Source organism: Streptomyces sp. NPDC051217, assembly GCF_044455465.1.
In the GTDB taxonomy this organism is placed as follows: Bacteria; Actinomycetota; Actinomycetes; order Streptomycetales; family Streptomycetaceae; genus Streptomyces.
On the sequence record NZ_JBITEV010000016.1, the window covers coordinates 34863 to 47920 of the forward strand.

The 13058-nt window shown below is 67.6% G+C and carries 7 protein-coding genes; 2 read left to right on the top strand and 5 right to left on the bottom strand.

Translation table 11 applies throughout. The annotated features are described in order from the left end of the window. Positions 1 to 128 precede the first annotated feature (128 nt). A complete protein-coding gene (locus tag ACIBBB_RS29425) occupies positions 129 to 1823 on the top strand; it encodes a DUF6119 family protein (protein WP_398987259.1) in 1695 nt (564 codons plus the stop codon). Between the two features lie 176 nt (positions 1824 to 1999). Here the strand turns inward: ACIBBB_RS29425 and ACIBBB_RS29430 are convergent, their stop codons facing one another. Next, the gene (locus ACIBBB_RS29430; RefSeq protein ID WP_398987261.1) at positions 2000 to 3676 is read right to left on the bottom strand and encodes a DUF262 domain-containing protein; all 1677 of its coding nucleotides are present in this window, start codon (positions 3674 to 3676) and stop codon (positions 2000 to 2002) included. Between the two features lie 398 nt (positions 3677 to 4074). Here ACIBBB_RS29430 and ACIBBB_RS29435 point away from each other — a divergent pair, with 398 nt between their 5' ends. Beyond that, positions 4075 to 4641 (top strand): hypothetical protein, encoded by a 567-nt coding sequence (locus ACIBBB_RS29435; protein ID WP_398987263.1) that lies wholly within the window; start codon positions 4075 to 4077, stop codon positions 4639 to 4641. A 138-nt stretch (positions 4642 to 4779) separates the two neighbouring features. On the opposite strand, the gene ACIBBB_RS29440 is transcribed toward ACIBBB_RS29435, so the two are convergent. The 4 genes from ACIBBB_RS29440 to ACIBBB_RS29455 are packed head-to-tail and all read right to left on the bottom strand — an operon-like array spanning position 4780 to position 12954. Beyond that, entirely contained in the window at positions 4780 to 6009 is a 1230-nt protein-coding gene (locus ACIBBB_RS29440) for a TIGR02679 family protein (protein WP_398987265.1), read from the bottom strand. Beyond that, positions 6006 to 10139 (bottom strand): TIGR02680 family protein, encoded by a 4134-nt coding sequence (locus tag ACIBBB_RS29445; protein ID WP_398987267.1) that lies wholly within the window; start codon positions 10137 to 10139, stop codon positions 6006 to 6008. Before ACIBBB_RS29445 ends, ACIBBB_RS29440 begins: the two co-directional genes overlap by 4 nt. Then, the gene (locus tag ACIBBB_RS29450; RefSeq protein ID WP_398987269.1) at positions 10139 to 11428 is read right to left on the bottom strand and encodes a TIGR02678 family protein; all 1290 of its coding nucleotides are present in this window, start codon (positions 11426 to 11428) and stop codon (positions 10139 to 10141) included. The genes ACIBBB_RS29445 and ACIBBB_RS29450 overlap by 1 nt, the downstream gene beginning before the upstream one ends. Continuing rightward, positions 11425 to 12954, bottom strand: coding sequence for a TIGR02677 family protein (locus ACIBBB_RS29455; protein ID WP_398987271.1), 1530 nt, complete (start codon positions 12952 to 12954; stop codon positions 11425 to 11427). The genes ACIBBB_RS29450 and ACIBBB_RS29455 overlap by 4 nt, the downstream gene beginning before the upstream one ends. Between the last annotated feature and the right edge of the window lie 104 nt (positions 12955 to 13058).

The following is a 13058-nucleotide window of genomic DNA, read 5'->3' on the forward strand; positions in this document are numbered from 1 at the left end:
GTCCGAGCACCCGCCACAGCTCTTCACCGGTCTCAGTGCGATCGGCCCAACGGCCGCCGCCCCAGCGCCGTGATCTCGGCGCACGATCCGTACCACCGGCCCCGCCTTCCCGCTGGAGCAGCACAGCCATGTCGCGACCCACCCCTGACCCCACCGCCACGTTCAATCGGACCTTCTACCGGCTGATCGGTGTCGAGCCCACAGTGGAGGCCATGTTGGACTGCATTCCTGCGGAGAAGCTGGACGAGATCGACGCCGATCTCCGCGTGCTCGACCACTTCGAAGTCCCCGCCATCGCTGTGCACGGCCGCTTCAGCAAGCACGAGTCCGGTTGGTGCGCGGGCTTCTCACATCTCACCGACTGGGAGGTGCGCGAGCCGTCGTTGCGCGGGGCGGCGCTCGTCATGCTCGCGGTGGACGACCAGGTGTACGTCCTCACCTTCGGCGACGGCTTCAGGCTGGTGCCGGCGGCCTTCAAGGACCAGCGATTCGGACTGCGTTTCGTGATCCGCGGCATCGACCCCGACGACATCCGCGCAGCCGTCGCCCGTACACCTGGCCAAGGCCGTACTGACATCGCGATGCTCCCGGGCGGCGCGCCGATCGGCCAACTCGGACTGGACACTTACACCAAGTTCGTGGACCGGCTCACCGGCCGCCTGAGGCGGCCCGAACTGACGGCCGAACAGGGCGGAAACGGGCGGGTGCGCAGCGTCGAGGGCGGCAGCGGCCTGCGACTTCCCTACGGCGCCGACCCAGCCGCGCTGATCAACGACATTCGCACCATCGCGAGGGTCTCCACAGAAGAACTCCCGCACCCGGAACTGGAGTTCGTCGAGTCCGTCGCGACGGTCGAGGACCCGGAGACCGTCGCCTCGCTCAATCTCGCGCTCGACCAGGCGTTCGGCACCCTCGACGGGGCGCGCGCCACCGCGACCGTACCGACCGACTGCCTGGAGGACATCGGGCGGGTTCGGGCCGTCGGAATCCACTTCGGCCCCGGGCAGGAACACCACATCGGCGACACCTTCGATCTCGACTACGTCCTGGGCCGCCTTCGCTTTCACCGCCCCGGCCGTCGATTCCCGGCACTGCAGCAGGGCAAGGTGACGCTTTACCGGGACAGCCGTGCCCGTCCATCCGACGTCATCCGTACCGACCCGCTGGCACTCTGGGTCGAGGCTGACCTCTTGCTGGGCAACGGTCGCCGCTACGTCCTCCTGGACGCGCGGTGGCACGAGTTCGACCAGGCGTACCTGGATGGGCTGGCCACCACGACGAGTCGCCTCATCACAGCGGCGCCTTCGGTGAACCTGCCGCCCTGGCGAAACAGCGACACGGAGCAGGCGTACAACATGAACGTCCAGCGCGACTGCCCCGGGTTCGTCTGCCTGGACAGAAAGACCGTCCGGACGCCGCTGCACCGCAAGAACGGCGTGGAGGTCTGCGACCTCCTCGCACCCGACGACACCCTGGTGATGGTCAAGCGGGCCAGTGGCTCGGACGCACTCAGCCACCTGTTCAGCCAGGGCGTGGTCGCCGTGGACGCCCTGCAGAACCAGCCCGAAGCGCGGGCCGGGTTCGCCGCAAAGGTTGAGGAAGTGAGTGGCGGACGGCGCCTGCCCGAGGGTTTCCTCCCCCGCCGGGTGGTCTACGCGATCCTCCTCAAGGGGCACGACCGCCTGACCATCGACACGCTCTACCCGTTCTCCCAGGTCGCGCTCGCGCACGCGGCGCGCACACTCCGGTCCTGCGGTGTGGAGGTCGAGGTGGTCGGTATTCCGTCGGAGGAGAACACCAAGACGGGCAGGCAGGCAGCATGACGTTGCGGGGTGTGTCCGGCGCAGACCGGATACACCCCGCCTGTTCTTACCGGAGGCGGAGTTCGTCCGGACACAGCTGTGCGCCTCGGCCTGAAGGTGGCACCGTCCGAAGCGAGCGGGAAGTCAAGGCGTCAGCCTGTCTCGGCCGGCCCGGAGAGTTGGGGTCGGCAAAACGGTCACGACAGATCCCACTCCTCAACCAGCAGGTCGACAAGGTTCTTGTGCTGTGCCGCCAGCACGTCCGGAGTCCAGTCCTCGTGCTGGAGCACTTGACTGGTGAGAGCGAATGGGACGGCGCCGTTGCGACCGGTGAAGTACTTGGCCTTCTTCTCGGCGAAGTCGTAGTTCTGAGCAGAAGAGTTCTTCGCCCGATTGAGCAGGACCAGGTTACCGAGCCTGTGGGTCCAGTATTCGCGGCGGCTGTCATCGAAGAGTTCCGTCCACCGAGAGCCGGCGCTCGGGTTCTGCGGCAGCACGTGTTCGACAGTGATGAGCGGCAGGTCGTACTTGACACCATGCGCCGCGGATAGCAACTCATCGACGCGGAGCAGCACATACTTGCGGATCTTGCCCACAAGGTACACCTCACCTTCCAGTCGGACGCGGGTCTCGGCCTTCTCCGCATCCGTCAGCTCGAACGCGGCGGAGTCCAGGCCTTGTCCCTGGTCGAGCTGACGGAGAAGTTCCGCATAGCGCGTCACGCGCGGTGTGGTGTAGACACGGCGGACGAACATGCTGGCGGAAAGGCGCTCCAATAACCTGAGAAAGCGGTCGAGCCAGTCCGGGTTGTGTTCGTGGTTGCGCAGAGCCCACAGCGCGGCAGGCCGCCAGTCGTTATTGTCGACCTGTTGGAGGCGTTTGAACCAAGCGTTGACCTTCTCCGCCCCGGACGAAGCTTCATAGCGCGCGTCGCGAATCTGAGCGTACGCCTCGGCATACGGAACAACGACGTTGTTGACGAAGGCCTCCGCCTTGCCGGGCAGGTACCGGTTGAGTACCTGCACGGGAAACTCCTTCAGCAGCTCTCGCTCCGCCCGCTTCTTCTCATAGATCATGCGCAAGTGGAGAAAGAGATCGGCGAAGTCGTCGCGGCCCAGAGTCTCTTCGGCGTCCTCCCACTTGCGCGCGCAGTCTTCCGACTCCGGGTCCTCCAGTGCTCCGATGATCTGCGACTTGAAGATGTCGGTAGGCGACAGATCCAGCCCGCGGGAGTTCATCACACTGAAGATCCGGTGTGCGCTCTCCAGGTCGGGCGTGGCGACCACGACCAAAAAGGTCCGCTCACCGAGCATCCGGACCAGTTCGAGGCGCCGCTCTTCGGACCAGTCGACCAGCTCGGCATGCAGGGCTGCAGCGTTGCCACGTATTGCCTTCTGCGCATCTGTCGGCAAGGTGCTCTTGTCGAAGGCGAGCAGCGTCTCGATGGCTCCACTGGTCTGGACGTGCTTGCGGAAAAAGTCGGCGTCGCGCTTGCGGGGTGTGAGTCTCGGCTGGGACTTGAGACCGAGGATCAGGTCACCCGGTTGGTTGACCAGCCTGTGCAGGGCATCGCGCAGCTCGACGGTCGTCGTCAGGTCGCGAAGAACGGACAGCAGGATGGTCAGGGTGGTGAGTCGTTGCTGGCCGTCGATGACATCGGCCTGCGGTTCACCGTTCGTCTTGACGAGAACCAGCGAACCGAGGAAGTACGGCTCGCCGTTGCCCCGCTCCAACGCCTCTGTCAGGTCGGTGAGCAGTTGGACTGCTTGCTCTTCCTGCCAGGCATACGGGCGCTGGTAGTCCGGTATCCGGAAGTCGTAGTCGCTGCTGAAGATCTTGTGCAAGGGCATCTCGTGGGCTTCGAGCTTTTGCATGAGCCCATGATGGCGGCGCTCGCTGACGCTTGCTGCCGATAAGTCCGATCTGCCGCAGCCATCGAAGGGGGAGAGGAGGCTGGAGCCCCTGGCCACGTTCCTTCCGCGGAGTGCTTTACCCCGCGGGATACAGCCGGCAGGCTCTGGTCGAATGGCTGAGTCGGGCTCTACCCGGGATCCAACAGGCCGCGCCAAGAACCGTTCGGCGCCGACGGGCCCCTCGCTCAAACCCGGTGTAGCGGAAATGCGCGCGTCCTCTCTGAGGGATCCTTGGCGTCATGACCTCTGAGCCTCCTGTGCGGCCTGGTCCGATCCTGGCCCCTCCGCACGCTCCCATGTCCGGTCACGAGTCGTTCTCAGGTCTGGAGGCAACGCTGTTGGACTTCTGGCGGTTCGCCATGTCTGACCTTCGGACCAATACCGTGCGCGGATACCTCGCGGAATTCCTTGTCGCGCGCGCGATGGGAGCGGAGGCGACCCGGGTGGAGTGGGACTCCTACGACGTGCTGAGCCCGGAGAACATCAGGATCGAGGTGAAGGCGACCGGGTACGTCCAGGCGTGGACGCAGACACGGCCGAGCCGGAATCCGTCCTGGGAGATCCGGCAGACCATCCCCATCGACCCCGCGACCGGCGAGTACCTCCCGGAGGAACACCGCGGTTTCCAGGCGGACGTCTACGTGTTCGCGGTCCACGGGGCCCGTACACACGCCGACTACGACCCGCTGGACCTGGCGCAGTGGTCGTTCCACGTCTTGCCGCGGGCCCGGATCGAGGCTCTGCCGCGTGGAGCCAAGAAACAGGCACTGGGCACGCTTCAGCGCGTCCGCGAGGCTGCCGACGGGGTCGGCTACGAGGCACTGGCCGACGAAGTGCGAGAATCCGCCGCGACCCGCGACCGCGTGAGAACAAACTCGGCTGCCACTGCCTCGCCACCATCGTTGTTTGTCCGGCCAGTTGGCTGATCCGTCGATGCTCAAGCCTTCGCCTACGGTGCCCAGAGACCACGTCGGCCTCTTACCTCCAGGTCAGAGATCCGGGGTTCCTCGCCACCTGAACCCCGTTCGAGAACACGATTGCGTAGCCTGCGGCTCCTTGGCGCGTCAGTAATACGCCGCCCCATCCGCCGCCAGGTCGTCGAGCAGTGAGTCGGCCGCCCTCTCCTCGACCACGGCTGCCCCGTGCTCCGCCATGACGGAGGTCAGCGCCGGATCCCAGGGGGCGTCCGTGAGCCTTCCGAGAGGCGGACCGTGTGGGGCGCGGGCAAGTGCCGTGCGATAGTCGTCGGCCGACATGCGCCAGGGGACGGCAGGCGTCTTGTCCATGACGTAAGCCGCGATGCGTACGCCCTCGCCGTCGAAGTCGCCGTGGTAGCGGAGTGCGGCTCCGTGGTCGGCGAGCAGGCGCAGCAGGTGAATGACCGCGCTGTTGGGCCACCCCGAGGTGCAGACCAGAGGTGGGCAACCAGGGCCGAAACGGCGTAGGGCAAGGGCCATCACGCTCGGGTTCTCCGTGATGTGCACCGGTCCCGCGGGGACTTCGAACTCACCCGGAGCGCGGAGCTGGGCGAGAGTGAATGAGGCTGCGTGCCCTTCTTCGGAGCAGAGACGGGCGATTCGGCTCAGCATGCCGTCGCCGAGGGGGCGGAGGCCGGCGGCGAGGACCGTTGAGGACAGTGCGTCGTCGGCGACGCCGGCTCGGGTCCAAACCGCGCGTCGTTGCTGTGCGCTGTCCGGTGCGTCGATTCCGTAGATGCCCGACAGCGCCCGCAGCACGAGGGCGGACAGGCGGGTGCCGTCGTCGAGTGCGTGGGAGTCACCTCGTACGAGGCGTGCCGCGAACACGGGGAGGGGTTCGGCTGCGGCGGGCAGAGCGGCCAGGACCGTGAGCGCCGACGAGAGCAGTTCCCGGGTCCGCCCCACCGAGCCGTCGACGAGGCCGGTAACTCGGCAGTGGACGACCCAGTCGGCGAGTGCGGGCTGGGACAGGACTGTCTCGTGTGTCTCCAACCAGACCCACAGCCCGGCGCGTTCGTCGTCGTGGCGCTGTCGCTGAGCCGCTCGGTTGCCGAGTGGGCCGACGATGTCGGTGAGGAGCTCTCGTACGCTACGGCCGCAGGCTTCGGTGACGGCTTTCTCCAGTCGGGCGAGCGGGACGAAGGGCCGCGTGTCCGGCAGACGGTCCAGTCCCAGCAGATCGGCGAGAGCCTCGCGCTCGTCGTCGTCCAGTGGTCCTATACGCACCCGGCTGACGGGGCGTCCGGATGACAGGCGATCGTGGAACGCCAGCCACACAGGACGCAGTTCGGGGCGCCGCAGAGAGGGGTCGATCACGCTGAGAATTCCTCCGGCTCCTCGGCCTCCAGAGCGGCACCGTTCCAGACGAAACGCGCACTCGTGACGGCGTCGTCGCCATCTGCACCGGTGATCAACTGGTGAACCGCGATACCGGGAAGTTCGCGGTAGGTGGCCCACTCATGGTCCGAGGTGAGCATGAGGTCGAGATCAAGCGCGGTGAGCAGGGCGAAGACCTGTCCGCGGTTGACGGTGTCGACACCGACGAAGACCTCGTCCAGCAGGATCGGCCGAGGCGCGCCCGGTACGGCCTCGTAGTGGGCGGCCACAGCAGCGAAGAGCGGCAGGTGCAAGGCGATCGCCTTCTCCCCTCCAGACAGCGCTCCGTGCAGCTTCTTGGTCAACAACTGCCAGCCTGTGCCGTTGGCTCGGTCGAGCTTGACCACGAACTGGTGCCAGGCCGTGTAGTCGAGGACCTCGGCGAGTTGCTCCTCCCACGTGGTCGCCGTGTTCTTGGCTTTGGCCTCCTCGATACGGCCTCGGAAGAACGCGTGCAATGCCTCCCGGTCGGTTTCGGTGACCCGTCCGGGGTCCTTGAGGAGCAGTTCGCGGGCTGTGCGCGTACCCGGTGGGAGGTCCGGGTGAATCTGCCACACGAGTTGTACGGCGACCTTGGACGCGGTACGAACGCGCTCCAGGTGACCGTTCATCCGGTCGACGAGTTCGCCGGCCTGGCGGATCCGGCCCGCTAGGTGCCTCCGGGTGTCTCCGGTGAGGGTCTGGTCGAAGAGGCGCCGCTCGGCGGCGGTGATGTCGTCGCGGCTGTTGTCGCGCTCCGCCGTGAGAGCCTGGAGCAGTCCTGACGCCCCGATGCGTATGCCGTCCATTGTGGCGGTGAAGATCTGGACGTCGTCGTCGGCCTCCAGGTCCAGATCGGCACGGCGGCCGAGATGCTGACGGGCCTGGTGGACGGCTTCGGAGAGCCGGTTGACGGCGTCACCGAGATTGCGTGGCCCGTAGGGGACGGTCGGCCACTCCGCGGCCACCAGGCGGGCGGCTTCCAGGGCGGCGCGTGTGCCGTCCTGGGCGGTGACCTCCAGGGCGATCCCGGCGTCCTCCGGAAGTGCGAGGAGGCACAGGTGCCGGAGTCTGTGCGCTGCCGAGTCCCGGGCGGCGCTGGCCGCGTCCCGCTTCTCGGCGTCCTGCGCGGTTGTGGCGTTCAGTTCGCCGATACGTCGTTCGAGCCTCGGGAGTTCGTCGGTCTTCGCCTTTACCTTGTCGCGGGTCCGGCGTAGTTCCGCCCTCAATTCGCCGAGTCGGTTCGCCACTTGGCGGAAGTCCTCGCCAACGGTGCTCTCCACGGCCTTCAGCGGCGCAGTGAGTCCTCGCGCCTCGGAGTCGGCGGTCTCGGCCTCCGCAGCACGTTCCCGGGCGGTGTCGAGAGAACGCCTGGCCTGGGTGCCGGCCGACGCGGCCCGTTCCATGGCCGCGGACCATTGCAGGTGGGCGTCCGCCCAGGTGTCCGCCGTATCGCGAAACACGTCAACAGCGGAGGACAGATCCTCCAAGAGGTCACGGCCGGTGGGCAGTGTGTGCTCCGCGGACAGTCGGCTGAGCTCCCGCAGGGACTTCGAGACAGCGGCCTCACGGTCGTCGAGGAGCTTGGCGGCGGTACGTACGGCGTCGTCGCGGACGCCGATTCCCTCCTCCGCCCGGTCCCAGGCCCGGTGCTTCGCGTCGAGATCGCGGTACGGGGGGCGGGCCGCGAGGTCGGCGTCCAGACGCTTTCTCCGCTCGCCCAGTTCACGTGCCTCTCTGTCCAGCACGGTGATGGAATCGTTCACTTCGGTGAGGCGTTCGTTGAGTTCCGCGACGCGACGCCGCCTTGCCCGCTCCCGGGCGACGGCACCGATGTGGGCGGGCTCGTTCTTGCTCCATGTACCCGTGGCGGAGGCCAGCCGCCAGCCGCCGTCGGCGCCGATGGCGGCCGTGTGGGCGCTCGGCGGTCGCGAGCCGTAAGCGATGCCGCCGAGGATTCGGGAGACCAGGTCCGCGGGAACGGGGATACCGGTTTCGGGACCCAGGACATCCAGGAGCGACGGTCCTTGAGCGGGAACGGCCCAGGCAGCCTCCGCCAGGGTGTCGTGTCCGGGAACCGCGATGCCGTCGTACGGGCTAACCCAGGCGTCCAGCAGGCCGGATGCCTCCAACGCCGCTTCCACACCTGCCTGGACGGAGTCCGGGACGCCCTCGTGGAAGGCCAGTAGTCGCCAGAGCGGTGCGCCGATCATGGTCGAACGATCCGTTGTACGCGTAAGCGGAGCCACCGGGAGCACGTCGGCTTCCCTGCGGAGCGTGTCGATGTCGGCGGCGAGGGCGGCTCGCTCGAAGAAGGCTGCCTGGCCGGCCGCCTCGACACGCGTCTCACGCCCGGCGATGTCCCGTTCCACGGTGCGAACAACGGACTCCACGAGGGACATGACGTCGGCCTCGGCCGCCGCCCGGGAGACCAACTCCTCAACGTCTTCGACTTGGAGCTTCACAGAGCCCACAGCCCACTCGCGCAGCAGCTCCGCCTGTGCCGCCAGCGTCTCCTCGTACGCGCGCACCGCCTCGTCCCGCCGTACGACCGCCTCCGCGAACCTGCCACGGGCGTCGTCCAGCGAGGTCTCGGCGGCGGCCCGGTCGCTCACAGCCCGATCGTGACCGTCGATCGCGGTCCGGACTTCCGTGATCTGCTCCCGGCGGGCCCGGACCGCACCACGGAGCAGCTGCCGGGGTTGAGGCACCCGGGTCTCCCCCGCGGCATCGGCGACCGTGGGTACGCCGAACATCGTCTTCGCTTCCACGTAGACGGACTCCAGACCAGCCGTGCGCGCGGCCCGCCGGGCGTCCTCCGATGCGGCCTGTACGTGATCGGCGGACGCCCGAGCACGTACCTCGGCCTGGTCCGCGCGGTCCTGGTCCTTGTCCGCCTGCCGCCGCTCGCCGTCCGCGGTGGCGCGAAACCGCCGCGCGGTCTCGTGCGCGCGCTCGGTATCGCGTCGGAGCCGGTCCAGTTCCTTGCCCTGCTTGTAGGCATCGCTGTCCACCAGGCCCTCGATGCCCGCTTCCAGCTCCCTGCCCCGCTGCTCGTACTCCTCCTTCTGCCGCGCTGTCGACTCCTGGTCCCGCAGGGCCTTCTCGTGCTGCTCGGCGCTCTCCTTGGCGACCCTTGTGAGGTTGTCCATGTCGGTCGTCGCAGAGATGAGCGCCGCCGCACTCGCACGTAACACCCGCTGGGCGTAGCCACGTTGCTGAGCGGCGATGCCGCCGGCCGCGGTGACCTCCTGGTCCAGTTGCCTCAACCGCTCGCGCTGCCGGTCCAACCGCTCGAAGCCCTCGGCGAGTTCGCCGATCTCGCCGTCCCCGAGCGGGGGCAGGGCCCGGGACAGCAAGGAGGAGAGCAGGGACGGGTCGAGGCGCTCGGACAGCTTGGGCTGGCGCAGTTGCAGCAGAGCGGTGATCAACGCTTCGTACCGCTGCTCCCCCATTCCCTCGAAGAGCGTGCGGCGAACCGTGGTCCGGTAGTCGTCGGGGGATGCGTGAACCTCCCCATGTCCCCGCAGGGCATCTGCGAGCGCGGCCCTCGTCAGTGGCTGCCCAGCCTCGTTGGTCAGCGACACGCCTCCAGGCCGGGCGATCCGCCGAGAGGTCGTGAAGTAGTCGGCGTGCGCACTGCGGGTGTGGACGCTCGCGTGCAACCGGGCTCCGCAGGAGAACCACCGGGCCTCGCCCTGCTCCTGCTCCTGCTCCTGCTCCTGCTCCGAGCCGATGCGGAACTCCATCCACACGTAGCCCACCCGTGTCTTGCCCGAAGCCCCTTCACCCATGAGGTTCCAGTGCATGGTGCGTTCGGAGCCGCCGAAGGTGGAGAGCCTGTTGGGCCGCAGACTCGCGTCGAAGAGGAATGGCAGGAGCAGTTCCAGGGCCTTGGACTTGCCCGTGCCGTTCTGCCCGCGCAGGAGGAGGCGTCCTTGGTGGAAGGAGAAGGTTTCGTCGTAGTAGCGCCAGACGTTGAGGATTCCGGCGCGGTGCGGCTGCCAGCGGCGCCGGGCCGGAGGGACCGGAGGGGTACGGCTGTCGGCCGGTGTGTCCACACGTCGTACCGGCAGGTCTGTCACGCTCATCACAAGCCCCCTTCGGTGAAGCTGCCTTCGGTGCCCGCGCTGTCGTCCGTGGCCGTCGTCATGGCTTCGACGACCCGGTAGCGGAACGCGGCCGGACGTACGACCGTGCGCTCGCCGAGGCGGCGCGCGAGCCCGAAGTCGCACAGAACCGCCACCGCGTCATCGGCCAGTCGTCGCGCTCCGTCCGAGGACTGGTACGCCTTCGCCCACCGGGGAAATCTGCGTAGCAACTCGGAACCGAGCGAGCCGAGTTGCTCAGGAGTCGCACCGCCGGGAATGTCGTGGATACGTTCCAGCAGAAGCAGCGCGGCGACTCTGGCGGTGGAGGCATCGTCGGGAAATCTGGCGTCGGTGGCGAGGGCGTCCGGGTCGATGAGCAGAAATCCCTCCGCCCGCTCCTCCAGGAGGAATCCCGCCTGATCGACCGAGCGCCGCAGAATCTGCCGTCCTGTGGGGGAGGACGTATAGGCGAGCTCGTCCTCGGTGAGGTCTTCGCGGTAGAGCACCGGATCGTCGAAGAGGCGGCGCAGTACGGAGTGACGCAGCCATAGATTCCGCTGCGTCTCGGAAACGGCGACGGGCTCGCCGCCGTCGGTGTCGGTGGCAGGTACCCCGCCGTAGCGCCGTTCCCGTGCCAGCCCGGCAAGCAGTCGCTCAAAGCGGACGGGCACCTCCTCGGCTGGCACAGAGAGTCTCGATGCCCCGATGGGCGCCGCCGGCAGCCGCATCAACAACGTGGCGTCCACCCGGTAGAGCACCTTTGCGTCCGCCGAGTCGACGAAGGACTCCGTCACCCCGTCCACCGCCAGCAGAGCACCATATGACTCCAGCAGCCTGACTACGTCGGCGAACGCCGTCCGCTCCAGCTTGCTGACCGTGTCGAACGACGGCAGCGCCGAGTCGGCGGCGGTGGCCTGCACGACACGATCGGCGAGCAAGCCGATAGTCGTCACCGGCACCGACAGCAACTCGGCAGCCACAACGCAGAGCAAGACGTATCGCCTACGGTCGAAGGGCGCCTTTCCCGCGCGCTGCCTCCGGGCCGGCCGGGAGACGTCAGCGGACCGGACCTTCACCAGACGGGCGTATCCGCGCCTCGACTCGACCACCAGGCTCCAGCCGCAGGCGTAGTCGAACCACTTGGCCAACGGCTCCTTGCGTCGCCGGACGATGTCGAAGGAAGGTCCGTCGGCACGTTCGGTGATCAGCGGCTTGGCCAGAAGGAGTCGGATTCCCCGGGCGAGCTCCTCTCGTTCCGCGACGACCAACTGGTTGGCAAGGGTGCTCATCCTGCGGCCTCCTGGCGTCCGATGCGCGTGGACGAGGGCCCCGCCACGGCCACGGTGTCGATGCGCACCACGTAATCCGGGCCTCTCAGAACGCCCTTCGGTGTGCGCAGCACTGCGACGTGGCCGTCGGCGGGGGGCGTCAGGACGATCTCCACCCGCCCGTCTCCCGTAATGGCGCGTCGGGCTCCAGAACTGTCCGGACGGGTGGAGAGCGCTCTGCCGAGCAAATCGAGTAGCCGCTCGAAGGAGGCGTCGTCCAACTCACCGAAGCGCGACAAGCGTAGCGGGCCATGGGTCTTCAGAACACGCCACGCCTCCTGAAGGTCGATACGTTCCTGACGAGCTCGCAGCGTCCGCGCGGCTTTGACGGCAGCAATGTCCCGGACCTTGCCCGTACGAGAGAAGCGCTCCGTGCGACCGCTTGTACGGAGCAGGGCCGACACTTCGACCGGCGGAGCCTCCGCCCACTTCGCGGAGGACGGAACCGTCTCCGGGTCGGGGTGAGCGAGGTGGGCATGGCGAGCCGGGCCAAGGCCGAAGGCCACTGTCCACAGACGGTGAAGATCTTCTTCGGCGGGAGCGGCGGCGAACCAGCGGGCGAGCTCCCGGAAGTCCTGTACGGCGCTCGACGACCGGCGACGTGACTCGCTGATCCGGTCGAGCACCTGAAGCAGCGAGACGATGGCCCGCCGAGCGACATCATGCAACTGATCCATTCTCGGCCGAGCCCCGTCCGGGGGAAGGAACCATGCGCGCAGCCCCGCCCAACGTGCCCGCCGCCGCTCCAGCCATACGGGCCCAGGGTCGTCACCCGCCGAGGGCGGCAACTCGGCTCCGCGCAGAGCCCGTTCGTGCAGCGTCGCGATTCCTCTCTCCTCCACCCGGGCGACGGCGGAGGCCACGCCGTATCCGCGCTGGTCGAGATTGACCAGGAATTCTTGGAGGTACGCCACCGTGGCGGCTTTCACCTCGCGGAAGACGCTGAGGTCGGCACCCTCGGCTCGCAGCAACCGCTGAAGTTCGCCGTTGAACGCCTTGGTGTTGTCCAGCAGGGCCTCCAGATGGCCCTCCAGCTCCTGCAAGGTGCTGAAGATCCTGCGATCCGAGGACGTCGGCTCACCTGCGAGGACGTACAACTCGTCGAGCCGATCGGTGATCGCCTCCAGCACAGCGGTCTGAAGCGCTCCGGTCGAGGCGAGGACCGACAGAGCGTGCTGTACGCCGGCAAAGGCGGCTTCACCGGGCCGGGTCAGGGAGTACTGGAGGTTACGTCGCTCGTAGTCCTCCGCAGTGCGATAGTTCTCCGCGTGGTTCTGAACGACGTCCAGCAGACCCCAGCTCCGAAGCTGTTTCAGCGCCTCGTGCAAATCCGTGTCCGCGATGGCGTCCAGCCATCCCACCGTGCGCAGTCGTCCGCGTAAGTCATCCAGCCCGAGCGCGGTCTCCAAGCGCTCGTTGGCCGCACCGAACGCTTGCAGGATCGCCCCGTAGAGCTCGGCCCGGTCGCCTGTGGTGAACCGGAACATGTCTGGCGGCACCCTGCGCATGTGCATCCCCCCTCAGGCAACAACAAGGCGCTCGGCCCTCGCTCAACCGTAGGGGCAGCCGCTGACAACGGAGTCCGAAAGGA